The sequence below is a fragment of the Rhodococcus sp. GA1 genome (genome assembly GCF_024321955.1).
GTDB lineage: Bacteria > Actinomycetota > Actinomycetes > Mycobacteriales > Mycobacteriaceae > Rhodococcus > Rhodococcus pyridinivorans.
Window position 1 is genome coordinate 3,430,794 of sequence record NZ_CP097186.1, and the last position, 22,558, is coordinate 3,453,351.

26 protein-coding genes, 2 pseudogenes and 1 riboswitch are annotated in these 22,558 nt (G+C 68.4%); of the genes and pseudogenes, 19 read left to right on the top strand and 9 right to left on the bottom strand.

Going from position 1 to position 22,558, the window contains the following annotated elements:
- Positions 1 to 81 precede the first annotated feature (81 nt).
- Positions 82 to 585: pseudogene (locus M3330_RS16140) on the top strand (SDR family NAD(P)-dependent oxidoreductase); the annotation flags it as partial.
- Between the two features lie 27 nt (positions 586 to 612).
- Here M3330_RS16140 and M3330_RS16145 read toward each other — a convergent pair.
- Complete coding sequence (locus M3330_RS16145) at positions 613 to 1,497, bottom strand: IS3 family transposase (RefSeq protein ID WP_204650704.1); 885 nt, start codon at positions 1,495 to 1,497, stop codon at positions 613 to 615.
- Positions 1,494 to 1,787, bottom strand: coding sequence for a transposase (locus M3330_RS16150; protein WP_006898371.1), 294 nt, complete (start codon positions 1,785 to 1,787; stop codon positions 1,494 to 1,496). Before M3330_RS16150 ends, M3330_RS16145 begins: the two co-directional genes overlap by 4 nt.
- Before the next feature lie 71 nt (positions 1,788 to 1,858).
- On the opposite strand from M3330_RS16150, the pseudogene M3330_RS16155 reads away from it, so the two are divergent.
- The 6 genes and pseudogenes from M3330_RS16155 to M3330_RS16180 form a co-directional block, all read left to right on the top strand.
- Positions 1,859 to 2,143: pseudogene (locus M3330_RS16155) on the top strand (short-chain dehydrogenase); the annotation flags it as partial.
- Positions 2,144 to 2,327: 184 nt separating this feature from the next.
- Positions 2,328 to 2,915, top strand: coding sequence for a LemA family protein (locus M3330_RS16160; RefSeq protein ID WP_064852465.1), 588 nt, complete (start codon positions 2,328 to 2,330; stop codon positions 2,913 to 2,915).
- Between the two features lie 86 nt (positions 2,916 to 3,001).
- Entirely contained in the window at positions 3,002 to 3,541 is a 540-nt protein-coding gene (gene pyrE / locus M3330_RS16165) for an orotate phosphoribosyltransferase (RefSeq protein WP_006552999.1), read from the top strand.
- A gap of 4 nt (positions 3,542 to 3,545) precedes the next feature.
- Positions 3,546 to 4,661 (top strand): galactose-1-phosphate uridylyltransferase, encoded by a 1,116-nt coding sequence (gene galT / locus M3330_RS16170; RefSeq protein WP_255025492.1) that lies wholly within the window; start codon positions 3,546 to 3,548, stop codon positions 4,659 to 4,661.
- Complete coding sequence (gene galK / locus M3330_RS16175; protein WP_255025494.1) at positions 4,658 to 5,779, top strand: galactokinase; 1,122 nt, start codon at positions 4,658 to 4,660, stop codon at positions 5,777 to 5,779. The genes galT and galK overlap by 4 nt, the downstream gene beginning before the upstream one ends.
- Before the next feature lie 40 nt (positions 5,780 to 5,819).
- Positions 5,820 to 6,548, top strand: a complete 729-nt coding sequence (locus M3330_RS16180; RefSeq protein ID WP_033096220.1) for a lysoplasmalogenase family protein — start codon at positions 5,820 to 5,822, stop codon at positions 6,546 to 6,548.
- Here M3330_RS16180 and M3330_RS16185 read toward each other — a convergent pair.
- A complete protein-coding gene (locus M3330_RS16185) occupies positions 6,539 to 6,979 on the bottom strand; it encodes a hypothetical protein (RefSeq protein ID WP_019291044.1) in 441 nt (146 codons plus the stop codon). The two genes, M3330_RS16180 and M3330_RS16185, sit on opposite strands and share 10 nt — an antisense overlap.
- A 67-nt stretch (positions 6,980 to 7,046) precedes the next feature.
- Here M3330_RS16185 and M3330_RS16190 point away from each other — a divergent pair, with 67 nt between their 5' ends.
- From M3330_RS16190 to M3330_RS16205, 4 genes are all read left to right on the top strand, one after another.
- Entirely contained in the window at positions 7,047 to 7,829 is a 783-nt protein-coding gene (locus tag M3330_RS16190) for an SDR family oxidoreductase (protein ID WP_024101893.1), read from the top strand.
- A gap of 59 nt (positions 7,830 to 7,888) precedes the next feature.
- Complete coding sequence (locus M3330_RS16195) at positions 7,889 to 8,497, top strand: hypothetical protein (RefSeq protein WP_200360236.1); 609 nt, start codon at positions 7,889 to 7,891, stop codon at positions 8,495 to 8,497.
- Positions 8,498 to 8,499: 2 nt separating this feature from the next.
- Positions 8,500 to 9,186, top strand: a complete 687-nt coding sequence (locus M3330_RS16200; protein ID WP_019291047.1) for an RNA methyltransferase — start codon at positions 8,500 to 8,502, stop codon at positions 9,184 to 9,186.
- 77 nt (positions 9,187 to 9,263) lie between these two features.
- On the top strand, positions 9,264 to 10,406 hold the full coding sequence (locus M3330_RS16205) for a glycoside hydrolase family 76 protein (protein ID WP_255025501.1): 1,143 nt from the start codon (positions 9,264 to 9,266) through the stop codon (positions 10,404 to 10,406).
- A gap of 73 nt (positions 10,407 to 10,479) precedes the next feature.
- Here M3330_RS16205 and M3330_RS16210 read toward each other — a convergent pair whose 3' ends face one another.
- A complete protein-coding gene (locus M3330_RS16210; protein WP_006552990.1) occupies positions 10,480 to 11,214 on the bottom strand; it encodes a VTT domain-containing protein in 735 nt (244 codons plus the stop codon).
- Positions 11,215 to 11,278: 64 nt separating this feature from the next.
- Positions 11,279 to 12,274, bottom strand: coding sequence for a DUF368 domain-containing protein (locus M3330_RS16215; RefSeq protein WP_255028922.1), 996 nt, complete (start codon positions 12,272 to 12,274; stop codon positions 11,279 to 11,281).
- 160 nt (positions 12,275 to 12,434) lie between these two features.
- Between M3330_RS16215 and fbaA the strand changes: the two genes are divergently transcribed.
- Complete coding sequence (fbaA, locus tag M3330_RS16220) at positions 12,435 to 13,469, top strand: class II fructose-bisphosphate aldolase (protein ID WP_006552988.1); 1,035 nt, start codon at positions 12,435 to 12,437, stop codon at positions 13,467 to 13,469.
- A gap of 132 nt (positions 13,470 to 13,601) precedes the next feature.
- Here fbaA and M3330_RS16225 read toward each other — a convergent pair whose 3' ends face one another.
- Entirely contained in the window at positions 13,602 to 14,441 is an 840-nt protein-coding gene (locus M3330_RS16225; RefSeq protein WP_230809874.1) for a hypothetical protein, read from the bottom strand.
- 304 nt (positions 14,442 to 14,745) lie between these two features.
- Between M3330_RS16225 and M3330_RS16230 the strand changes: the two genes are divergently transcribed.
- The 3 genes from M3330_RS16230 (at position 14,746) to M3330_RS16240 (ending at position 17,351) form a co-directional block, all read left to right on the top strand.
- On the top strand, positions 14,746 to 15,162 hold the full coding sequence (locus M3330_RS16230; protein ID WP_006552986.1) for a DUF3151 domain-containing protein: 417 nt from the start codon (positions 14,746 to 14,748) through the stop codon (positions 15,160 to 15,162).
- A gap of 10 nt (positions 15,163 to 15,172) precedes the next feature.
- Positions 15,173 to 16,336: an aromatic acid exporter family protein gene (locus M3330_RS16235; RefSeq protein WP_255025507.1), complete on the top strand. Its 1,164-nt coding sequence runs from the start codon at positions 15,173 to 15,175 to the stop codon at positions 16,334 to 16,336.
- Between the two features lie 85 nt (positions 16,337 to 16,421).
- Positions 16,422 to 17,351 (top strand): cation diffusion facilitator family transporter, encoded by a 930-nt coding sequence (locus tag M3330_RS16240; RefSeq protein WP_006552984.1) that lies wholly within the window; start codon positions 16,422 to 16,424, stop codon positions 17,349 to 17,351.
- 1 nt (position 17,352) lies between these two features.
- Here the strand turns inward: M3330_RS16240 and M3330_RS16245 are convergent, their stop codons facing one another.
- Positions 17,353 to 17,901: a histidine phosphatase family protein gene (locus M3330_RS16245; protein WP_006552983.1), complete on the bottom strand. Its 549-nt coding sequence runs from the start codon at positions 17,899 to 17,901 to the stop codon at positions 17,353 to 17,355.
- Between the two features lie 80 nt (positions 17,902 to 17,981).
- Positions 17,982 to 18,051: riboswitch (cobalamin riboswitch) on the top strand.
- Between the two features lie 54 nt (positions 18,052 to 18,105).
- Here M3330_RS16245 and M3330_RS16250 point away from each other — a divergent pair.
- Genes M3330_RS16250 through M3330_RS16265 form a run of 4 tightly spaced genes read left to right on the top strand, consistent with a single transcriptional unit; the run spans position 18,106 to position 21,395 of the window.
- On the top strand, positions 18,106 to 18,300 hold the full coding sequence (locus M3330_RS16250; RefSeq protein WP_006552982.1) for a CbtB domain-containing protein: 195 nt from the start codon (positions 18,106 to 18,108) through the stop codon (positions 18,298 to 18,300).
- A 14-nt stretch (positions 18,301 to 18,314) separates the two neighbouring features.
- On the top strand, positions 18,315 to 19,085 hold the full coding sequence (locus M3330_RS16255; RefSeq protein WP_019291054.1) for a CbtA family protein: 771 nt from the start codon (positions 18,315 to 18,317) through the stop codon (positions 19,083 to 19,085).
- A 4-nt stretch (positions 19,086 to 19,089) separates the two neighbouring features.
- Positions 19,090 to 20,568 carry a cobyric acid synthase gene (locus M3330_RS16260; protein ID WP_006552980.1) on the top strand — a complete coding sequence of 493 codons (1,479 nt, stop codon included), beginning with the start codon at positions 19,090 to 19,092 and terminating at the stop codon, positions 20,566 to 20,568.
- Positions 20,565 to 21,395 carry a cobalt-precorrin-6A reductase gene (locus tag M3330_RS16265; protein WP_019291055.1) on the top strand — a complete coding sequence of 277 codons (831 nt, stop codon included), beginning with the start codon at positions 20,565 to 20,567 and terminating at the stop codon, positions 21,393 to 21,395. Before M3330_RS16260 ends, M3330_RS16265 begins: the two co-directional genes overlap by 4 nt.
- On the opposite strand, the gene M3330_RS16270 is transcribed toward M3330_RS16265, so the two are convergent.
- Both M3330_RS16270 and M3330_RS16275 read right to left on the bottom strand, forming a co-directional pair.
- Entirely contained in the window at positions 21,298 to 21,846 is a 549-nt protein-coding gene (locus tag M3330_RS16270; RefSeq protein WP_024101881.1) for a hypothetical protein, read from the bottom strand. The two genes, M3330_RS16265 and M3330_RS16270, sit on opposite strands and share 98 nt — an antisense overlap.
- Before the next feature lie 121 nt (positions 21,847 to 21,967).
- Positions 21,968 to 22,489 (bottom strand): hypothetical protein, encoded by a 522-nt coding sequence (locus tag M3330_RS16275; RefSeq protein WP_019291057.1) that lies wholly within the window; start codon positions 22,487 to 22,489, stop codon positions 21,968 to 21,970.
- Between the last annotated feature and the right edge of the window lie 69 nt (positions 22,490 to 22,558).

Sequence of the window (22,558 nt, forward strand, 5' to 3'; positions counted from 1 at the left end):
GAGGCGAAACGCCGAGAATTGTCACTGAGGTAGATCCTCGGGAGGTGGTCGCGCGCGTCGCGTGTCGTTAGTGTGGCGGCCATGACTTCCGTCCGCCCCGTCGCGCTCGTGACCGGACCCACCTCGGGAATCGGTGCGGGTTTCGCCCGCACCCTCGCGAGTCGCGGTTACGACCTCGTGCTCGTCGCCCGCACCCGTCCCGCCCTCGACGAACTCGCCGCCGAGCTGAAGCAGAAGTTCGGGGCGGCATCGGAGATCATCGTCGCCGATCTGGCGGCCGTCGACGGTCGCGATCTCGTCGTCGAACGCCTCGGTCGCGGTGTCGAGATGCTCGTCAACAACGCCGGCTTCGGCACGACCGGCGAGTTCTGGACCGCCGATCCGGGCCTGCTGCAGGCGCAGCTCGACGTCAACGTCACCTCGGTCGTCGCGTTCACCCGCGCCGCGCTCCCGTCGATGATCGAGGCGGGCAGGGGCGACATCGTCAACGTCGCGAGCGTGGCCGGTCTGCTGCCCGGTCGCGGTTCCACCTACTCCGGCAGCAAGGCCTATGTCGTGTCGTTCACCGAAGGGCTGGCCGGTGGAGTGTTCCCGCTAAAGTGGCCACTGCAATTAAGCGGCGAGTTCGTATATGTCTCTGAATCCTAGTTCAAACTCGGCTGGTGTCAAATAGCCCAGTGTGGAATGTCGTCGGGCCCTATTGTAGTACTCCTCAATCCAGGTGAATGTGCTCTTTTTGAGTGCTTTTAGAGTGGGCCACGGGCGCGTGTGAATGAGTTCCTTCTTGTAGCTCGCGAAGAATGATTCTGCGACCGCGTTGTCGAAACAAATGCCAGTGCGCCCCAATGATCGTCGGATATTGTTTTTCGTGCAGTACTTATCGAAGTCGGTGGACGTGTATTGAGTTCCGCGATCGCTGTGGAATATGACTTTTCCGGGTGGTCGACGACGAGCGATGGCCATGTCCAGTGCGTCGGTGACCAGCTCGGTTCGCATGTGGTCGGCCACGGCCCATCCGACGACCATCCGGGAGTGCAGATCGATGACGGTGGCCAGGTACGCCCAGCCGTTCCAGGTCCGTACGTAAGTAATATCGCCGCACCATTTGGTGTTCGCCTCGGCCGCCGTGAAGTCGCGGCCGATGAGGTCAGGTGCCCCAACGGGGCTGTCTCCGGCGACGGTGGTGCGTTTCCACGCCTTCGGGTGGCGGCCTTCCAGACCTGCGACCTTCATGAGCCGCCACACCCGCTTGTGCGAGACCCGGTGGCCGCCGGCGGCGAGTTCCGCACGCATGCGCCGAACGCCGGGACGGCCGTTGAGGTGCTCGTAGTGGTACTCGATCAGCGCTGTTAACTCGTCGTCTCGGAGGTCTCGAGCTGAGCGCGACTTGCCGCGCCACTTGTAGTAGCCAGAAGTCGATACGCCGAGTTGAGCACACATGAACGTGACCGGATATGAATCGGATTCAGCCCAGTCCGCGATAGCCGCGAATTTCACCGCGGGTCTTTCGCGAACCAGGTCGCTACTTTTTTTGCGAACTCCACCTCCATCCGGGCGTGCTTCACTTCTTCGCGAAGGCGCTCGAGTTCCGCCCGCTCGTCCTCATTCAACGGGCGGTCAGACTCACCGTTTCCCTCGTCTCGAGTCTTCTTCACCCATTTCCCCAACGTCATCTCGTGAACGCCGATACTGCGTGCAACTTCGGCGATCGCACGGCCATCATCGATGACCAAACTTACCGCGTTGGCCTTGTACTCGGCAGTGAAGCTCCGACGAGTAGATCCCATAATCCGCTCCCTCTATCTTGGGGGAACTCACCGCTCATCTCCGGGTGTCCACCAGAGCGGGAACGGTCCACGGTGGCCTCGCCGGCACGGGCGTGCGGGTGCAGGCACTGTGCCCGGGCTTCGTGCGCACCGAGTTCCATCAGCGTGCCGGGATCGACATGTCGTCCACCCCGAACCTGATGTGGCTCGACGTCGACGAGGTGGTGCGCACTTCGCTCGCCGACCTCGACAAGGGCAAGGTCCGCAGCATTCCGGGGCTGCAGTACAAGGTGCTCGCCACGGCGGGACGACTGGTGCCGCAGAACCTCGTGCGGAAGCTGACCAACACCTTCGGCAACGGTCGCGGCCGGACCTGATCGGCTGCGGCCGCGACAGCACCCGATCGCCACGGACGAACTGACGGCGGGCGTTGCCAGATCACGGTACGGATACACCGCGCAGGACACGCCGGGTGCAGTCTTCGACGCGGTTCGTGCGCTCGGTACATTTCTGCGCGTGACGTCTGTGGCTGTGGTGCTCTGTGTTGCTGTCGTGGTTGCGGTGGTGCTGTGGTTGCGCGCAGGCGTGCGCCGTCTTCAAACGTTGCAGCAACGCCACCGGGAGAGCCTGCGCCTGCTCCTCCACGAGCTCGACGACCGCTACGATCTCGTGCCCGCGCTCATCGCGGCGTCGGCCGGCGCCGGTGTAGAACGTGAGCGCATCCGGCCCGTCGTCGGCGCCCGCTCGCTCGCCATCGGTGTGCGCGACCAGCGCCTGGGTCTCACCGAACGCGCCGGTGCGGAGAACGCGCTGTCGGCGACGCTCCACGAGCTGATCGGTGGACTCGGAGGGGTCAACCACTCGCCGTTCATCCGGGTCGCCCGGGAACTGCAGACCCGCGAGCAGCGCATCGCCGGAGCCGTCCGCGTACACAACGACCTCGGTGGCGCACTGAACACCGCGGTCGGCGGATTCCCCACCTCGCTGTTCGCGAAGCTCGCGGCCGTCGGACCTGTCGTGCTGTTCGAGGCGCCCACGCCCGTCGCCGCATCCGAGCCGGCCCGCAGGCACGAGACCGTCGATGCGAAGGTTGTCGAGAACGACGTCCGGTCGGAGTCCGAGGCGACCTCCGACACCGTCGCTGCCTGACCTGCGACCCGCAGCGACTAGGCTCGTTCCCCGACACGAGCGCGACCGCACCGGCGTCGCGCCGCCGAACGACGGGTGAGGACGCAATGAGTGACCGCGACGAACTGGCAGCACTGGTACGCGAGCTGGCGGTGGTACACGGCCGCGTGACCCTGTCGTCCGGTAAGGAAGCCGACTATTACGTCGACCTGCGCCGCGCGACCTTGCACCACAAGGCCGGCCCGCTCATCGGCACGCTCCTGCGCGAACTCGTCTCCGACTGGGACTTCGACGCCGTCGGAGGCCTGACCATGGGTGCCGACCCCGTCGCCCTCGCCGTCATGCACGCCCCCGGCCGGCCCATCGACGCCTTCGTCGTCCGCAAGGCCGCCAAGGCCCACGGCATGCAGCGGCAGATCGAGGGACCGGACGTCACCGGCAAGCGCGTGCTCGTCGTCGAGGACACCACCACCACCGGCAACTCGCCGCTCACCGCCGTCAAGGCGCTGCGCGATGCCGGCGCGATCGTCGTGGGTGTCGCGACCGTCGTCGACCGCGCGACCGGCGCCGACGAGGTCATCGCCGCCGAGGGCGTCGAGTACCGTTCCCTGCTCGGCCTCGCCGACCTGGGTCTGGACGACAAGTAGCCGCGTGGGGGCGCGGGTCCGGCAGACCGTCACGCATCTCGCGGACGGCCGGGAACTGATCTATTTCGACGACACCGAGCCGTTCGTCTCCGGTGCCGCGACCCGCGACCTCCGCGACCGCCGCGACCTGCCGCCGGTCGCGGCGACCTCCGAGATGCGCGGCGACCCGCTGACGGGGGAGTGGGTCACCTTCGCGGCCCACCGCATGGACCGCACCTTCCTGCCGTCGGCCGTCGACTGCCCGCTGTGCCCGAGCAGGGCGGACGTGTGTACCGAGATCCCGGCCGACGACTACGACGTCGTCGTGTTCGAGAACCGTTTTCCGTCGCTCGGGGCGCCGTCGGCCGGTGAGGATCTCGTCGACGACGAAGGTCTGTGGCCGCGACGACCGGCGACCGGCCGCTGCGAGGTCGTCGCGTTCACCCCCGACCACGACGCCCGATTCGCCGACCTCTCCGTGCCGCGGGCGCGCACCGTCATCGATGCGCTCGCCGCCCGCACCGCCGCGCTGTCGAAGCAACCGGATGTCGAGCAGGTCTTCTGCTTCGAGAATCGCGGCGTGGAAATCGGTGTGACACTGCAACATCCACACGGGCAGATCTACGCCTACCCGTTCGTCCCACCGCGCTCACGCGCCCTGCTCGACCGCGCCCGTGAGTATCGGCAGCGGACCGGCAGGTCGCTGCAGGGCGCCATCCTCGACGCCGAACGACGCGCGGGCACCCGACTGGTGGTCTCCGGCGACGCGTGGTCGGCCTATGTCCCCGCCGCGGCACGCTGGCCCGTCGAGGTGCACCTCGTCCCGCACCGCGACATCCCGGATCTCGCCGCCCTCGACGAACACGAACGCGACGAACTCGCCGCCGTCCAGCGCGACCTTCTCGGCCGCGTCGACCGGTTCTTCCCCGGCGTCGACCGCGCCCCCTACATCGCTGCCTGGCACCAGGCGCCGGTCGGTGCACCTCGCGGGGACATGCGGCTGTTCTGCCAGATCTTCTCGTTGCGGCGGGCCCCGGACAAGCTGAAATATCTCGCAGGGTCCGAATCCGCGATGGGCGCGTGGATCAGCGACACCACCCCCGAACGGATCGTCGAACGCCTGCGTGAGGTGGCGCCATGACGCTCGCAGAGACCGCCCGCGCACTGTTCGCGACCGAGTTCGGCACCGAACCCGAGGGCTGCTGGTGCGCCCCCGGGCGCGTCAATCTCATGGGCGAGCACGTCGACTACGCCGGGGGTCTGTGTCTGCCGATGGCGATCCCGCAGATCACCGTCGTCGCGGTGCGTCGGCGCTCCGATCATGTACTGCGCGTGCGCAGTTCCGGTTTCGACGGCGTCGACCTGGATCTGCGCGACCGGCACGTCGACGGCTGGGCCGCCTACGTCGCCGGCGTGATCTGGACGCTCGACCCGCCGGGATTGACCGGTGCGGACATCGCGGTCGCGTCGGACGTGCCCGTCGGAGCGGGACTCTCGTCGTCCGCGGCGCTCGAGACGTCGGTCGCGGTGGCGCTCGCCGACCTGTGCGGGCTGCCCCTCGGCGACGACGGCCGTGATCGACTCGCCGCGGCGTGTGTGCGCGCGGAGAACGATTACGCCGGTGCCCCCACCGGTGGGCTCGACCAGCGGATCGCCCTCCACGCACGTCCGGGCCACGCGCTGCTCCTCGACTTCGCCGATGGCAGCAGCGAACACATCCCGTTCGACGCGGAAGCCGGCGGGCTGACCGTGCTGGTCGTCGACACCGGGACCGGGCACGAGCTCGCCGACGGACAGTACGGACAGCGTCGCCGTGAGGTCGAAGACGCCACCCGGTTCCTCGGCGTGGAGAGCTTGCGCGACGCCTCGTCGGCGGACCTGATCGACGATCCCGTCCTACGTCGCCGCGCCCGGCACGTGATCGACGAGATCGCCCGCGTTCAGAAGGCTGCGGAGTTGTTGCGGGCAGGGCGGATCCGGGATCTCGGACCATTGCTCGATGCGTCGCACCGCTCGTTGCGCGACGACTTCGAGGTCAGCTGCCTCGAACTCGACACCGCAGTCGACGCGGCCGTCGCTGCCGGTGCACTCGGCGCCCGGATGGTGGGCGGCGGTTTCGGCGGGTCGGCGATCGCGCTGTGCGAGGACGACCGCGTGGACTCGGTGCGGAAGGCCGTCGCCGACGCCGCTGTGCAGCGCGACCTGCCGGCGCCGACCTTCCTGCGCGCCACGGCGTCCGGCGGTGCGCGCCGCTGCTGAAGCTTGCGGGACGATCGATGCAGCCGGGTACTGTGCGCGCATGGGTTGGTTCAGTCGCAAGAGGTGGGGCGTCGAGCACGCGGTGTTCGCGGCGGCGTCGGCCGCCACCGTCGTCGGGGGAGTGTCGGGGAACGAGAAGTTGCAGCAGATCGCCAAACCGCTCATCGCACCCGCGCTCGCCGTGCGGGTGCTGCGCCGCTCCCGCGACACCGATCGCGCCGACACCGCCCTGCTTGTCGCAGGTCTCGCAGCCGCCACCCTCGGTGACATCGCCATGATCCGCTCCGACGAGGACCGCCGGATCCTGAGCGGTGCAGCCTGTTTCGGTGTCATGCAGACCGCCTACTCGAGCATCCTCGTCCGGCGCGGTGCGCGGGTGTCGAAGCCGGTCGCGGTGCAGCGTGCCGGTGCCCTGGCCGGTGCGGCCGGTCTGCTCGCCGCCCGCAACCGCTCGGTGGCCGCGCCGCTGACCGGATACGGCGCCCTGCTCGCCACCACTGCGATCCTTGCCGGAGACCCCGCCCTCGCACCCGGTGCGCGAGTGCGCGCAGGGCTGGCCGTGCCGGGTGCCGACAGGCGCAGTCGGCTCGGTCTCGGCGGCCTGATCTTCACGCTGTCCGACGGATCGATCGTGGTGCGCCGCACCCTCCTGAAGGACGAGAAGATGCGCGCGGCAGCGGAAGGGTTCGTGCTCGCCACCTACACCGTGGCCCAGCTGTTACTCGTGGAAGGGCTCCTTGCTCTCACGAGCCGGAACAGTCAGGGATAGAGGACGATCCGGTCGCGGTCGAGCGGGTCCACCCAGATGCTCACGACCTCCCCGGGCGCGTAGCGCTGCAGGTTGCGACGGTCGACCTCGTAGACGACCGTGCCGCGATAGGACTCCGAGCCGGGCACCGTGAGCTCGAGATCGAGCCGGGTCAGCTGACCGGTCGAGGTCAGATCGAGCGGTGTCGCGGAACGGATGGTCGCCCATCCCTCGTACCCTTCGCGTTCGATACGGCGCATGACCTTCGAGCGGCGACCCGCGAGCGCCATCGACAGACCGAGCACGGTGCCGTACAGGCAGACGAGGAAGACCACCTGGAAGCCCTCGGTGCCGGGTTCGGAGATCGGCAGGAACAGGTGCATCCACAACGCGAGAACGACGACATATCCCACGGTGACGAACGCGACGGTGGCAACGATACGACGATTCACAGCTCCTCCGATCCCAGCCTATCCCCGCTGTGCGCCGTCGGCTCCCGCCCGTGACTAGGGTGATGCCATGTCTGCTCCCAGCGTGGTGATCACCGGAGCCGCCGCCGGTATCGGCCGCTCCACAGCCCTGCTCTTCGCCCGTCACGGTTACCGCGTCGGCGCCTTCGACATCGACACCGCGGGGCTCGCGAGCCTCGCCGAGGAAGGCGCCTCGGTCACCGCGGGGCAGATCGCCACCGGTGCCCTCGACGTCACCGACACCTCCGCGTGGACCCGCGTACTCGAGGAGTTCTGCACCGACGGCCGGCTCGACGTCCTCGTCAACAACGCCGGGCTGCTGTCGTCCGGGCCGTTCGAGGACACCCCGGCGAGCCGGCACCGGCAGCTCGTCGACGTCAACGTCACCGGTGTCGTCCTCGGCTGCCACGCGGCCTTCCCGTATCTCCGCGACACCCCTGGCGCGCACATCGTGAACATGTGCTCGGCGTCGGCGCTCTACGGACAGCCCGAGCTCGCCACCTACAGCGCCACCAAGTTCGCGGTGCGCGGCCTGACCGAAGCACTCGAACTCGAGTGGGCCCGCCATGACATCAAAGTGCAGGCGTTGTGGCCGCTGTTCGTCGACACGAACATGGTCGACGGGATGGACATCGGCTCGCGACGCTCCCTGGGCGTGAACCTCGGCGCCGACGACGTCGCCCGCGCGGTGTTCGACGCGACTCGTCCCACGCGGCGCTCGGGACGGGTGCATCGGCCCGTGGGCCGGCAGGCGACCGTGCTCGCCACGCTCGCCCAGGTGTCGCCCGGATGGATGAATCGCCTGGTGAACCGGCGCCTGACCGGCCACTGACGCCGCTCGATAGAGTGACACCCGCACGTCGTCGGGAAGGGTGTTGCGTGAGAATTCGGATGTGGCCGGTCGCAGTCGTCGCGGGTGTGGCACTGTTCGTCGCAGGATGCGGAGGCTCCGCGGACGGGCCGGAGGCCGACTCCGGAGCGACGTCGACGACGACCTCCGCGGCTGCCTCGACGACCCCCTCCACGACGGTCGCTGCGAGCACCACCGAGGAGGCGACCCCGTCGACGACCGAACCAGCTTCCGAGCCGGAGACCTCCCCGGAGGAACCGGCTCCGCTCGCGCAGGTCGAGTACCAGCGCAACGAGTCGTACTACTTCAGCAGCCCCGACGGCACCTTCGAATGCGGCATCGTCCGGCTGCCCACCCGCACCGAGGCGGGCTGCGAAGGACCGACCGATCCGATCCCGCCGCGCCCCGAGGACTGCATGGTCAACTGGGGACTCGGCATCCGCGTACAGGACTCCGGAGAAGGCGAGTTCGTGTGCTCGGGCGGACCGGTCTACCTCTCGCCCGACGGGGCGAGCCCCGTCCTGCCGCCGGGATCGTCGTTGTCGCAGCTCGGCTACACGTGCGCCACCACGGCAGCCGACGTGACCTGCACCAACGACGCCACCGGCCACGGTTTCCGTGTCGCAGCAGGTTCGAACGAGACGTTCTGACGGTGACCGACACGCATTCCGAACCGGCCGTCGAGGACGTGGCGGGCCCCACCGAATGGGGTGAGCACCCGCACGGCGTCGGACCGTGGATCGAGGAGTTCGGCACCGAGCCGCCCACCGACCCGCGCTACGACCCCGAGCTGCTCGCCCACGGCGACCGGCGCAACGTCGTCGACGCCTACCGCTACTGGACCCGCGAGGCGATCGTCGCGGACATCGACCGTCGCCGGCACCCGCTGCACGTCGCCATCGAGAACTTCGCCCACGACGCGAACATCGGGACGGTCGTTCGCACCGCCAACGCGTTCGCCGTGGGCACCGTGCACATCGTCGGGCGACGCCGATGGAATCGGCGCGGAGCGATGGTCACCGACCGCTACCAGCACCTGCTCCACCACTCGGATGTCGACGCGCTCGTCGCGTGGGCGGCCGAACAGGACCTCGAGATCGTCGCGGTGGACAACACCCCCGGCTCGGTCCGGTTGGAGACGGCGACCCTGCCGCGCCGCTGCCTGCTGCTGTTCGGGCAGGAGGGTCCCGGCGTCACCGAAGCGGCCCGCAACGTCGCCTCGATGACGGTCTCCATCGCCCAGTTCGGCTCCACGCGGTCCATCAACGCGGGTGTCGCCGCGGGGATCGCAATGCACGCGTGGATCCGGCAGCACGCCGATTTCTCGGACGCCTGGTAACACCTGCCCCGCAATCCGGGATGAAAGTCGCGCGGACCGTCGTCGGGGCGGCCGCCGGTCGGGCAGTGTGGAGGGTGATGAACACCGCAGCAGGACAGCGTTCGGACGGAGTCGAGGCCGCCCGGTGGTCGGAGCGGGCCGACGCCGCGGAGGGTGCGATCGTGTCGCGGCACATCCGTCGTCTCTGGGCACTGCCCGGCACCGCGCTCGGGGTGGTCGGATGGCCCGCCGTCCGACGTGAGCGACTGTTCCTCTCCTGGCACTACTGGTGGCAGGCGCACCTGATCGACGCCGCCGTCGACGCCGCCGAGCGCGACGCCACCCCGCGCCGCCGGCGCCGTGTCGTGCGGCTCGCACGCACCCACCGCATCCGCAACCTCACCGGCTGGACCAACAACTACTACGACGACATGGCGTGGCTCGGCCTGTCGCTCGAACGGGCCGAACGGCATCTCTACGTCGACCACCGCGGCGCGATCGCGACCCTCGTCGACGAGCTCGTCGACGCCTGGCAACCCGAGAGCGGCGGCGGCATCCCGTGGCGCCGGCGGGACACCTTCTTCAACGCCCCCGCGAACGGTCCGGCGGCGCTGCTGCTCGCCCGCACCGGCAAGGTCTACCGCGCCGAGGAGATGGCCGACTGGATCCACGACGTGCTGCTCGACCCCGAGACGGGCCTCGTCCTGGACGGCATCCGTGATGGCGTGCACGAACGCGCGATCTACAGCTACTGCCAGGGGGTGACGCTCGGCCTCGAGACCGAGCTCGCCCTGCAACTCGACGAATCCAGGCATCGCCACAGGGTCCACGCGCTCGTCGCCGCGGTCGACGATCACCTCACCGAGCGCAGCGTCGTCACCGGCGGGGGAGGCGGCGACGGGGGACTGTTCAACGGGATCCTGGCCCGCTACCTCGCGATGGTCGCCACGACACTGCCCGTCGCCGACCGCGACGACATCCGCGCCCGCAACGTCGCGGCACGGATCGTGCTGGCGTCGGCGGAGGCCGCCTGGGAGAACCGGCTGCAGGTCGAGGAGCTGCCGGTCTTCGGCCGCGACTGGTCGCGGCAGGCGCGGCTACCCGGCCTGGGCACCTCGGTCGCGCGGTTCGCGGGCGGCACCGTCCGCGAGTCGGCCGTCGCCGAACGCGATCTGTCGGTGCAGCTCGGCGGGTGGATGCTCATGGAAGCTGCCTACGCCGTCGCGGCCTCGCGGTCCTGAAACGGAAGAAGGTGGATCCCGACCCGTTCGTTCGACGGGCGGAATCCACCTTCCGCGGTGCGAGGGTCGTTTCCTACGTGGACTCGATGCGGTTGATCGGCATCGTCGCGGCGTCGGCCTCGGCGGCCTGCGCCTCACCGTTCTTGGCTGCGCGACGCGCGCTGAGCATGCGCTTGCCGACCTCGGTGATGATCGGGATGACCGAGACGAACACGATGCCCAGGAAGATGATGTCGATGTTGTCGGCGATGAAGCCGATCTGTCCCAGCAGGTAGCCGAGCAGCGTCACGCCGGCGCCCCACACGATGCCGCCGATGATGTTGTAGGTGATGAACACGCGGTAGGGCATCTTCGCGGCGCCCGCGACGAGCGGGGCGTAGGTGCGCACAATCGGCACGAAACGTGCCAGGAAGATCATCGCGGGTCCGTGGCGCAGGAAGAAGCGGTGCGCTTCGTCGATGTAGGCCTGCTTGAAGAGCTTCGAGTCCGGCTTGAACAGCCTGGTTCCGCCCTTCGCGCCGATGAGATAGCCGACCTGGTCGCCGAGGACCGCCGCGATGGGGATCGTCACCATCAGCACCCACAACGGGGCGAACGGTTCGACCTCCGCCGACTTGGCCGCCGCGATCAGGCCGGCGGTGAACAACAGCGAGTCGCCGGGCAGCAGCGGGAACAGCAGGCCGGATTCGATGAACACCACGAGCAGTAGCCCGATGAGCATCCAGGTCCCGAACGAATTCAGGAGATTGACAGGATCGAGAAACCCCGGAAGCAGTGCCAGGTTGGTCGTGGGGACCGAAGTAATCACGACGTGCGAGAGTACCGATTCACGAACCGATCCTCCGACCCGGTACAGCGTTCGGCGTCGTTCTTCAGCGTTGTTCGATACTTCGTGCTTGCTCCGCTGCCTCCACGGATGCGCGGGCATCAGCGGCATAAACCCGGCGTTGGACCAGAGCGACCACGCCGACCACAGCGGCACCGGCCACGAACAGACCCGATGCGAGTGGCCAGCCGTCGCCTACGCCGAGGAGTGCTCCGGTATCCGTCTGCCACGGCCACAGCGCACGTAGTGAGCCGAGCATCAGACCCGCTGCGGCGACCATGGCCGCGGTGTGATGGCGTTCCAGCAGCCATTCGAGTACGCGCACGAACGTCACCACACCCACCAGTGCCCCGAGCGCGAACACGCCCAGGTATTGCACGTTCCGATCGTCGACGGCGGCCATCGTCGGCGCGTAGAGGCCGACGACCAGCAGGAAGAACGATCCCGAGACACCCGGCAGCACGAGAGCGCAGACTGCCACGGCCGCGGCGCCGAAGACCAGGATCAGAGACGGATCGGTAATCTCGCTGCGAGGCAGCGACGTCAGCGCGAACACAGCGGCGGCCATCAGTACGAACAGAGCGCACGCGCGGCCCTTCGCTCCCCGTGCACGTAGGGCTCCGCGTTCGATTTCCAGGAAGGGGACGATCACCGACGTCGCGATCATTCCCATGAACAATGCCCGGGAATAGACGGGCTGGTTGCTCACGAACGACTCCATGACCCCGGCGATCGAGAACACGGCGACCACCATGCCGACAGCGACCGGAATCAGAAGCCACCAGTCGACACGTCGCAGAGCGGTCCGCCAACCCGCTCCCCCGACCATCGCGCGGGGGACGTCCGTGATGTGCTTGCCGGACGCGATCAGGCGACTGTAAATCCCTGTGACCAGGGCCACTGTACCGCCCGACACGCCGGGTACCGTCTCTGCAACTCCGATCAGGCCGCCTCGCGCGACGTTGGCGAGCATCTCGGCCGGCTTCGGTTGGGCGGTGCGGTCGTCGTCCTCGGGTTTCGCCTCCGAGCGGGCCTCCGTCATCACGGCTGCCATCGTAGTGGCACTCGGCCGGGCACAGCCGCACGTGACTTCGCGGATGCACTCAAGCGTTCGACGTCCGGAGTTGCCATAATGCAGGGACAACGCGCCGCCGCCCACATCGGCCGAGCGCACAGACACGTCGACATGGAGGTCACCTGCCGTGCCCATCGCAACTCCCGAGGTCTACGCCGAGATGATCGCCCGCGCCAAGGAGCACTCCTTCGCGTTTCCGGCCATCAACTGCACGTCGTCCGAAACGATCAACGCCGCCATCAAGGGCTTTGCGGACGCCGGCAGCGACGGCATCATCCAGTTCTCGACCGGTGGCGCCGAGTTCGGCTCGGGCCTGGGTGTGAAGGACATGGTCACCGGCGCCGTGGCACTCGCCGAGTTCGCCCACGTCGTCGCCGAGAAGTACGACGTGACGATCGCTCTGCACACCGACCACTGCCCGAAGGACAAGCTCGACGGCTTCGTCCGCCCGCTCATCGCGATCTCGCAGGAGCGCGTGAACAACGGACAGAACCCGCTGTTCCAGTCGCACATGTGGGACGGCTCGGCCATCCCGATCGACGAGAACCTCGAGATCGCGCAGGAACTCCTCGCTGCCGCCAAGGCCGCGAAGATCATCCTCGAGATCGAGATCGGCGTCGTCGGCGGTGAAGAGGACGGCGTCGAGAACGCCATCAACGACAAGCTCTACACCACGGTCGAGGACTTCGAGAAGACCGTCGACGCGCTCGGCGCCGACAAGGGCCAGTACCTGCTCGCCGCTACCTTCGGCAACGTCCACGGCGTCTACAAGCCGGGCAACGTCAAGCTCAAGCCGTCCGTCCTCGCCGAGGGCCAGGCCGCCGCGTCGAAGAAGCTGGGTCTGCCCGAGGGGTCGAAGCCGTTCGACCTCGTCTTCCACGGCGGTTCGGGTTCGCTGAAGTCGGAGATCGACGAGGCGCTGAGCTACGGCGTCGTGAAGATGAACGTCGACACCGACACGCAGTACGCGTTCACCCGTCCGATCGCGGGACACATGTTCACCAACTACGACGGTGTGCTCAAGATCGACGGCGAGGTCGGCAACAAGAAGGCCTACGACCCGCGCAGCTACCTCAAGAAGGCCGAGGCGTCCATGACGCAGCGTGTCATCGAGGCCTGCAACGACCTCAAGTCGGCGGGACGCTCGGTCTCGGCCAAGTAAGGCCCCACCGATACCAGAAGGGCGCCGACGTTCTCGTCGGCGCCCTTCGTCGTCCCTACGGTGTGCAGAAATCCTCGCGACACGCCGAGGGCGAACGACGACTTCTGCACACTCGTGGTCGCTGTCGTCCCGTTATTCGCTGCAGACCTTCCACTGCTCACCGTCGAGCGTGAGGTCGAAGGTGCGGTCGGTGACATCGTCGGGATCGTTCACCGTGTGCGCGGTGACCTGCGCGATGGCGGTGCCCTCGGTGATCTGGATGCGATCGACGCTCGTCACCACCGGGATCTCGCCCTGTTCGACGGCGAGCCGGTGGATGTCGCGGAAGTTCTCCGGATCGACCGTCTCGTAGAAGTCGGAGAGCGCTCCGCAGGTCGACTCCCGCAGAGTCTCCAGGTCGCCCGATTCGAGTGCTCCGACGAATGTGTCGATGCCCGCGCGGATCCGGCTCTCGGGGGAGTTGTCGGCGCGGTCCTTCAGGAACACGATCACGCCGGCCGCGACGATCGCCACGACCACCAGCACGGCCGCTGCTCCGACAGCGATCAGCCGACGACCGCGGCTCTTGTCGCGGGCCGGCGGGATGCGCGTGGGCGTGGGCTGGACGGCGACGCGGACGGGCTCGGGCTGAACCGTCGGTTCCTCACGGCGCGGAGCGATGCGCTGCGGCGGCGCCTTCGGCACGTGGCTGCGGACCGGGATCTGCACCGTGGGCGCATCGGCGGAGGTGACATCGGGCGCGGGCTCGGATTCGGGGGTCGGGCGGGACTCGACGGTCTCGGGTTCGACGACGGGAAGCGCCACGGTCTCGTCCGTGGTGACGCTCTCGTCTGCAGCCTGTTCCGGCTCATCGCTGCTCGCGTCCTCACCCGAGGACGCCGCATCGGTGGTCGGCTCCTCAGGTTTCTCGGAGACCTGCTCCGCCGGCTCGTCGGCCTTCTCGGTTCCCGCGCCCACTGCATCCTCGGGCACTGCATCCTGGGACGCTGCATCCTGGGGCACTGCATCCTGGGGCACTGCATCCTGGGGCACTGCATCCTGGGGCACTGCATCCTCGGATACCGCTTCTTCTGCGGCTGCTTCGTCGGTCGCCGCCGGCTCGACAGGGGGTTCGTTTTCCGCACTCTCGTCCGGTGTCTCGACAGAAGGGGTCGTCGAAGTCTGCTCGGGTGACTCTTCGTTCTTCGGGTCCGACAACGTGCTGCACCTCGCTCGACGGCCTGCGGTTACCCGGGGACTCTATCGAGCCTTCGCCACGGAAGGGCACAATGACCCCATGACGTCTTTCGGTGATCTTCTCGGACCGCAGCCCACCCTTCTCCCCGGCGACGACGACGCGGAGTCGGCCCTGCTGAACAACGAGGACCCGGCGAAGGTCGCAGCCGACCATCCCACCGCCTCGATCGCCTGGGCGTACCTCGCCGAGGCCGCACTCGACAGTGGCGAGACGATCCAGGCATACGCCTACGCACGCACCGGATATCACCGCGGTCTCGACCAGCTGCGCCGCAACGGCTGGAAGGGTTTCGGTCCCGTGCCCTACAGCCACGAACCCAACCGCGGTTTCCTGCGTTGCGTCGCCGTCCTGGCCCGGGCAGCCCGAACCATCGGTGAGTCGGACGAGCACGCCCGCTGCCTGGACCTGCTCGAGGACTGCGACCCGCGGGCAGCGGAAGAACTCGGCGTCGAATAGACGCCCGTACATGTCTGTGTTGAACAGACTGTCCGCGGCGACCCGGCGTCGACCCACCCGTCAGGGAGCTCGTAAACGCCTGACCGACTCGTTCGATCGGCTGCGCACATCGGCGCTGCCGATCGTGCAGTGCGCGCTGGCGGCGGGCCTGGCGTGGTGGGTCGCGAAGGATCTGGTCGGGCACCAACAGCCCTTCTTCGCCCCCATCGCGGCAGTCGTCTCCCTCGGGCTCGGTCTCGGCGCCCGATTGCGGCGTTCCGTCGAACTCGTCTGCGGTGTGACCGTCGGGATCGGCGTGGGCGACCTGCTCGTCTCGCTGATCGGCAGCGGACCGTGGCAGATCGCGCTCGTCGTGACCATCGCGATGAGTACGGCGGTCGCGTTGAACAGCGGCCCGATCTTCGCGATGCAGGCCGGGAACTCCGCGGTGCTCGTGGCGACGCTGCTGCCACCCGGTGGCACCGGTGGGCCCGATCGGATGGTCGACGCCCTGGTCGGGGGTCTCACGGGCATCGCGGTCGTCGCGATGATCCCCACCCATCCGGTGCGGCGTGCCCGGCGCAACGCCGCCGAGATCCTCGCCACGGCGAGCGAGGTCCTGAGGAAGGTCGAGACCGGGCTCGTCGAGAACAACCCGAAACCGATCGAGGACGCCCTCAAGCAGGCGCGGGCCACCCAGCCCGCGATCGACTCGATGCGCACCCACCTCAAGGGCGGTCGGGAGATCAGCCGGATCTCGCCGCTGTACTGGAACAGCCGCAAGCGTCTCGCGGTCCTGACGGCTGCCGCCGACCCGATCGATCACGCGATGCGCAACATTCGCGTGCTCGCGCGCCGGTCGCTGACCCTCGTCCGCGACGACGAGATCCTCGATCCGCGGCTCGTGCAGCGGTTCGCCGAGGTGGCCGATGCGGTGGACGTGCTCCGCGAGATGGTTCTCGCGGAGCCGGGGGAGCAGCCCGACCAGGCCGAGGCTGCACGTGTGCTGCGCAGCATCGCCAAGAAGATGGATCCCGAACTCATCGCCGGGGCAGGAGTGTCGGCCACGGTGGTGTTCGCGCAGATGAGGTCACTGATCGTCGACCTGCTGCAGACCGCCGGACTCAAGCGGATCACCGCGATCGCGACCCTTCCATCCACCGTCGAACATCCGGCCTACGACCCGGACGAGTAAGCCCTCCGAGCCCGCCGGGCACGTAGCCGTTGAAACATATGCGCATTCGTGCATACGATGGCCCGAGGTTCGGAGAGGGAGTTCGATGGGTTCGGGTCACGGGCACTCACACGGCGTCGGCCACGGTCACGGTCAGGGCGCCGGTCCCACGCGCGCCGTCATCCGGCGCATGGCCTTCGCGCTGGGCATCCTCGGAGCGTTCTTCGTACTGGAGGCGTTCGTCGGTCTCCTGATCGGTTCTCTCGCCCTGCTCGCCGACGCGGGCCACATGCTCACCGACGTCGTCGGGGTGTCCATGGGCATGGTCGCCCTCATCCTCGCCCGACGCGGGAGCAGCGCGGCCTCGCGCACCTTCGGCTGGCATCGCGCCGAAGTCCTCACCGCGATGGTCAACGCGGTGCTGCTGCTCGGCGTCGCCGGCTGGGTGTTCTACGAGGCGATCGACCGCATCGGCGACGCCCCCGAACTTCCCGGCCTGCCCATGATCGTCACCGCCCTCGCGGGACTGGCCGCCAACATCGTCGTGATGCTCATGCTGCGGGCCGACGCGAAGGACAGCATCGCGGTGCGCGGCGCCTACATGGAGGTGCTCGCCGACGCCGTCGGATCCGTCGGCGTCCTCATCGCGGGCGCACTCGTCATGATCTTCGGCTGGAGCCTGGCCGACGTCGTCGTCGGTGTGCTCATCTCCCTGTGGGTCGTGCCGCGCGCCCTGCGACTGGCCGCCGAGTCGCTGCGCATCCTCACTCAGACCTCGCCGGCGCATCTCGACGTCGACCTGCTGCGCACCGACCTGCTCGCGCTGCCCGGCGTGTGCGGCGTGCACGACCTGCACGTGTGGACGCTGACCACCGGCATGGACGTCGCGACCGTGCATCTCGTCAGCGACCACGACCCGCAGTGGATCCTCGACTCGGCGCGCACCGCGCTGTCGTCGCACGGGCTCGAGCACGCCACCGTCCAGGTGGAGTCGACAGTCGACGGCAAGCAGTGCGAGAAGGACGTCACCTGGTAGCTCACCGCGCGAATCGGTTCGGCCGCAAAGTCCACCGCCCCGGCCCGCCGTAGAGCCGGACGACGTCCAGCGGTCCCACGTCGACCCTCCGGAACGACGCCGCCGGAGCGTCGAGAGCGCACACCGTCGCCGCTCGCACGACCGCCGGGTGTGTCACCACCCCGACCCGTTCGTAGCCGTCGTCCTGTGCCGCCAGCCAGGTGCCGACCCGGCGGATGAGGTCCTCGACGGACTCGCCGCCGTGCGGTGCGGCCGCCGGCTCGGTCAGCCACATCGCCAGCTCGCCCTCGGGCACATCGCCCATCGCCGACCCGCACCACCTGCCGTAGTCGAGCTCGCGCAGCGCGGAGTCGATCTCGGCGGGGACACCGAAGGCGTGGACCGTGTCGACCGCGCGTCGCTCGGGTGCACATACCCACCGGTCGACGACCGGCACCGCGAGGCGTCCGAGTTCGCGGCGGCCCCGATCGGAGATCGGTTCGTCGCACGGAAATCGGGCCTGTTCCGTCGCGCGCGTGGAAGCGTGTGCGACGACGAACAATCGGGTCACGGCAGGTACGTCCTCTCCGCTTGACATCGCACAACGCCCGGTGCGAAGGTGCGTCGGTAAAGATGTGCCGAGGTGTAGGCAATCCGGTGGAAAGCCGGAGCGGTCGCGCCACTGTAACCGGAGATGTCGAAATCTCCGGAAGCCAGAAAACTCCCGCGGCACATGACGGAATCGAATGGGGCGCGAAATCCCAGGAGGATTGTCATGGCTGTTGTCCATACCCCCGACGAGTCGCTCGGCTCCGCCGCACTCGCAGTCGCTCTCGCCGCAGTGATCGTCGCGGCTTTTCTCGTTCTCTACCTGGTCGGATTCGATCAGGGCGCGATCTCGCGCACCGGCATGTTCATGCACGAACTGATGCACGACGGCCGGCACCTCCTCGGTCTTCCGTGCCATTGAGAACGGGGACCACGATGCCCGGAACCTACCTCCACCTGCTGCTGCGGGGCCTGCTCGCCGGACTCGTCGCGGGTCTGCTCGCCGGCGGTGTCGCCTTCGTCGTCGGCGAACCCCACATCGAATCCGCGATCGCGCTCGAAGAAGCTGCCGGCGAGGCGCATTCGCATGATCACGACCACGCTGCGACCACCGGGGAATCCCACGGTCACAGTCACGGCGAGGATGCGCTCGTCGACCGTACCGGGCAGAAGGCCGGACTGTTCCTCGCGACGACTCTCGCCGGTCTCGCGTTCGGCGCCCTCTACGCGTCGGTGCTGCACTTCGCGCGTCGCCTCACCGACATGCCGGGCTGGAAGCTCGGATTGTTCGGGGCGGCCGGAGCGTGGCTCGCCGTCGAGGCCGTCCCGTTCGTGAAGTATCCGGCGAATCCGCCGGCCGTCGGTGATCCCGACACGATCGATCAACGCACCCTGCTGTGGCTCGCCTCGGTCGTTCTCGGACTCGTCGCGATCGCCGTGGCCGTCGCGGTGGCGAAGGCGCTGGCCGCCCAGGATCTGCACACCGTCCGCATCGCAGGCCCGGCGGTTGCCTTCCTCGTCGTGGTGGGTCTCGGATATCTCGCCTTGCCGAAAATCGACGAGGTGGGGGAGGGCTTCCCCGCGACGCTGCTGTGGGAGTTCCGGGTCGCGTCGTTCACCGTGCAGCTCACCCTGTGGGCGGTGCTCGGTGTGGTCTTCGCGTACCTCACCGAACGCGCGTCCCGTCGCGTGACGATCCCGGCCTGACGGCATGGGTTCGGGTCTGCTCGTCGCCGGAACGACCTCGGATGCAGGAAAATCCGTGGTCGTCACCGGGATCTGCCGATCCTTGGCGCGGCGCGGCCTGAAGGTCGCGCCGTTCAAGGCGCAGAACATGTCGAACAACTCGATGGTGACGAGCGAGGGCGCGGAGATCGGGCGCGCCCAGTGGATCCAGGCAGTGGCTGCCCGTGCGATCCCCGAGGCCGCGATGAACCCGGTGCTGCTCAAGCCCGGCGACGACCGGCGCAGCCACGTCGTGGTTCTCGGGCGGCCGGCCGGAGCGCTGGAGGCGGGTGAGTTCGCCGGTGGACGAAAGCATCTCGCCGACGCGGCATTCGGTGCCTTCGACGACCTCCGGCGTAGATTCGACGTGGTGGTGTGCGAAGGTGCCGGGAGCGCGGCCGAGATCAATCTGCGCGACCACGACTATGTGAACATGGGTCTGGCGCAACATGGTTCGATGCCGACCGTCGTGGTCGGCGACATCGACCGCGGTGGTGTGTTCGCCTCGATGTACGGGACGCTGGCCCTGCTCGACGCCGCGGATCAGCAGTTGATCCGCGGCTTCGTGATCAACAAGTTCCGCGGCGACGTCTCGCTCCTGAAGCCCGGACTCGACTCGCTCGAACGGCTCACCGGCCGCCCGGTGCTCGGCGTGCTGCCATGGCAACGCGACCTGTGGCTCGACTCGGAGGATTCACTCGCCCTCACCTCCCGTCCCGCACACGATGGTGACGGCGCACTGAGCATCGCCGTCGTGATGCTGCCGCGGGTCAGCAACTTCACCGATGTCGACGCGTTGTGCCTCGAACCGGACGTGCGGGTCCGCTTCGTCGACGACCCGCGAGCGCTCGCCGGCGCCGACGTCGTGATCGTGCCCGGAACACGCGCGACCCTCGCGGATCTCGCGTGGCTGCGCTCGCGAGGACTCGACACCGCGATCGTCGACCACGTCCGCCGAGGTGGACCGGTCCTCGGTATCTGCGGCGGCTTCCAGATGCTCGGCACGCGCATCGACGACCCGCACGGCGTCGAGGGTGTTCCCGGCGCAAGCGCGGCGGGTCTCGGGTTGCTCCCGGCCCGAACCGAGTTCGGACACGAGAAGGTCCTCCGATTGCCGAGGGGGTCAGCGTTGGATGCGGCTGCCTCCGGATACGAGATCCATCACGGACGCGTCACCGTCGACGGTGGCACCGAATTCCTCGGTGGCACCCGGGAGGGTTCGGTGTTCGGCACCATGTGGCACGGCGCCCTCGAAGGGGACGCGTTGCGCTGGGCGTGGTTACGCGAGGTCGCTGCGGTGGTGGGCCGCGAGATCCGCACCGGGGAAGTGAGTTTCCCGGCCGCACGCGAGGTCCGCATCGAGGCGCTCGCGGACCTCGTCGACGAACATCTCGACATGGACGCTCTGCTCACCATGCTCTCCGACGAGCGAACCCTGCCCGTGCTGAGGGGAACCCTGCGGTGACGGTCCTCATCCTCGGTGGGACGGGGGAAGCCCGTTCCCTCGCCGCGGCATTGGACGACGCGGACATCGCGTTCGAATCCTCCCTGGCAGGCCGGGTCCGCAATCCACGCCTGCCCGTCGGTCCGGTGCGCATCGGAGGGTTCGGCGGAGCGGACGGTCTCGTCCGGTACCTGACCGAGCGCGGTATCCGAGCCGTCGTCGACGCCACCCATCCGTTCGCCGCGGGCATCAGCGCGAACGCCGCCGCGGCATGCGCCGCCGCGAACGTGCCACTGGTGCGCCTGCAACGACCGGGCTGGCACGACGCGCACGGCCGGTGGACGTGGGTCGACGACCACGACGGCGCCGCGCACGTCGCCGCGACCGGCCGGAGGATCTTCCTCAGCACCGGACGGCAGACACTCGACCGCTTCGTCGGACCGCTCGCCACGCACGACGTGCTCGTCCGCGTCGTCGATCCACTGACGACCGAACTGCCACCGAGCTGGTCGGTGCTGCTCGGACGCGGCCCCTACACGGCGAGTGACGAACGGAAGCTGCTGCTCGACAACGGGATCGATACCCTCGTCACGAAGGATTCGGGTGGTTCGCTCACCCGCGGCAAACTCGACGCCGCCGATGAACTGGGCGTGCGCGTGATCGTCATACGCCGCCCGCCCACACCCCGCGGTGTCGCCGCGGTGGAGACCGTGACGGTAGCGCGGGAATGGGTCCTCCGGGTGGCGGAGGTCAGACCTGCGGACCTTCGGAACGCAGATCGTCGACCTTCTTCATCGCTTCGCGCAGTTCCCGGAGCCACTGCTCCGAGTGCTGCCCCACGAGCCTGACGGTCCACTTCAGTGCGTCCGAACGGGACCGCGCGACACCGGCGTCGACGAGGGTGTCGAGCACCTTCCGTTCGGGTTGGCGCAGTCGCGTCATGACCGGGACGGCGAGGTGGGTGAACAGGTCGGTCCGGTCGCCGACCGTCACGCCCCAGGCCACCTTGCGGCCGTAGCGGGCCTCGGCCTCGTCGGCGATGCGCATCCGGTCGGCGCGCGTGGTCTCGCGGAATCGAGCGATGCGTCCGTCGATCTCGGTGTCGCTCGTGCCGTCGGGTACCCCGAGGGGGCCGACGACGAAGATCTCTTCTCTGTCGATCTCGATGTCGGGCGGTCCGGTGAACCAGTCGTCGGGGAGCCTGCCGGCGAACCACTCGGCGGCATCGCTCGCGTCGGGGACGTCTGCCTGTTGCCAGCCGCCCGGTCGTCCGAATCCGTGGATGTGTGAATGTCGCATGATGTCCTCCTCGGGACGCGACCCGGTGCGTGTCGCACCGATCAACCTGTGCGCGTTGCACTGATTACAGTGTTGCACCGCAAGCGTGTCGTGCGCCACTGTCGAGCGGCGAACGGTGCGGTCAGCGACCGTTCCGGGGAGTCAGAACTCCGGAGGTGACCGGAGGGGCGCTGCGCAGGGGAGCGGTGGAGAGCACGACGGGTAACCACACCGCAGTGGATGCCATCACCGCGCCCCAGCACAGATACAGGCCGACGTGCGGTGCGTGAGAGGTGTGGGCGACCATCCCGGCCTGTGACCAGACGGCGAACAGTCCCACCATCGACGCCGCCCCCGAACCGAGCATCGCGAGCGTTGCGGCACCCCACCGGCGGCGGAGCAATGCGACGAGCGGTACGAGGATGCCGAACACCACCACGAAGACGTCGAAGACACGGAGGGGAAGGGTTGCGGCCTCGGAGTCCCAGCGCAGAAGGGTCGTCAGGGACGTCACCGAAGTGGCCTGGGGAAGCAGCAGACCCATGACCAGCAGCGCGACGCACCCGGCCAGGATCCGGACCCGCGAGCGGCCGACGACCACCTCACCGGCGACGCGGTGTTCGATGCGATCGAGATCGTGACGGAATTCCGCCAGGTCGTCCATGGTGCACCCCCGGAGCGCGGCGACGCTTCGGTCCCAGTATGCGACGCGGGTCACATCGGCGTGCGGGTT

Coding starts and splice junctions, on each gene's coding strand:
- M3330_RS16150 (WP_006898371.1), bottom strand. CDS start 1,787: ATGGGATCTACTCGTCGGAGCTTCACTGCCGAGTACAAGGCCAACGCG.
- pyrE (WP_006552999.1), top strand. CDS start 3,002: ATGAGTGACCGCGACGAACTGGCAGCACTGGTACGCGAGCTGGCGGTG.
- galK (WP_255025494.1), top strand. CDS start 4,658: ATGACGCTCGCAGAGACCGCCCGCGCACTGTTCGCGACCGAGTTCGGC.
- M3330_RS16180 (WP_033096220.1), top strand. CDS start 5,820: ATGGGTTGGTTCAGTCGCAAGAGGTGGGGCGTCGAGCACGCGGTGTTC.
- M3330_RS16190 (WP_024101893.1), top strand. CDS start 7,047: ATGTCTGCTCCCAGCGTGGTGATCACCGGAGCCGCCGCCGGTATCGGC.
- M3330_RS16195 (WP_200360236.1), top strand. CDS start 7,889: ATGTGGCCGGTCGCAGTCGTCGCGGGTGTGGCACTGTTCGTCGCAGGA.
- M3330_RS16205 (WP_255025501.1), top strand. CDS start 9,264: ATGAACACCGCAGCAGGACAGCGTTCGGACGGAGTCGAGGCCGCCCGG.
- M3330_RS16215 (WP_255028922.1), bottom strand. CDS start 12,274: ATGACGGAGGCCCGCTCGGAGGCGAAACCCGAGGACGACGACCGCACC.
- M3330_RS16230 (WP_006552986.1), top strand. CDS start 14,746: ATGACGTCTTTCGGTGATCTTCTCGGACCGCAGCCCACCCTTCTCCCC.
- M3330_RS16235 (WP_255025507.1), top strand. CDS start 15,173: ATGTCTGTGTTGAACAGACTGTCCGCGGCGACCCGGCGTCGACCCACC.
- M3330_RS16240 (WP_006552984.1), top strand. CDS start 16,422: ATGGGTTCGGGTCACGGGCACTCACACGGCGTCGGCCACGGTCACGGT.
- M3330_RS16250 (WP_006552982.1), top strand. CDS start 18,106: ATGGCTGTTGTCCATACCCCCGACGAGTCGCTCGGCTCCGCCGCACTC.
- M3330_RS16255 (WP_019291054.1), top strand. CDS start 18,315: ATGCCCGGAACCTACCTCCACCTGCTGCTGCGGGGCCTGCTCGCCGGA.
- M3330_RS16260 (WP_006552980.1), top strand. CDS start 19,090: ATGGGTTCGGGTCTGCTCGTCGCCGGAACGACCTCGGATGCAGGAAAA.
- M3330_RS16270 (WP_024101881.1), bottom strand. CDS start 21,846: ATGCGACATTCACACATCCACGGATTCGGACGACCGGGCGGCTGGCAA.
- M3330_RS16275 (WP_019291057.1), bottom strand. CDS start 22,489: ATGGACGACCTGGCGGAATTCCGTCACGATCTCGATCGCATCGAACAC.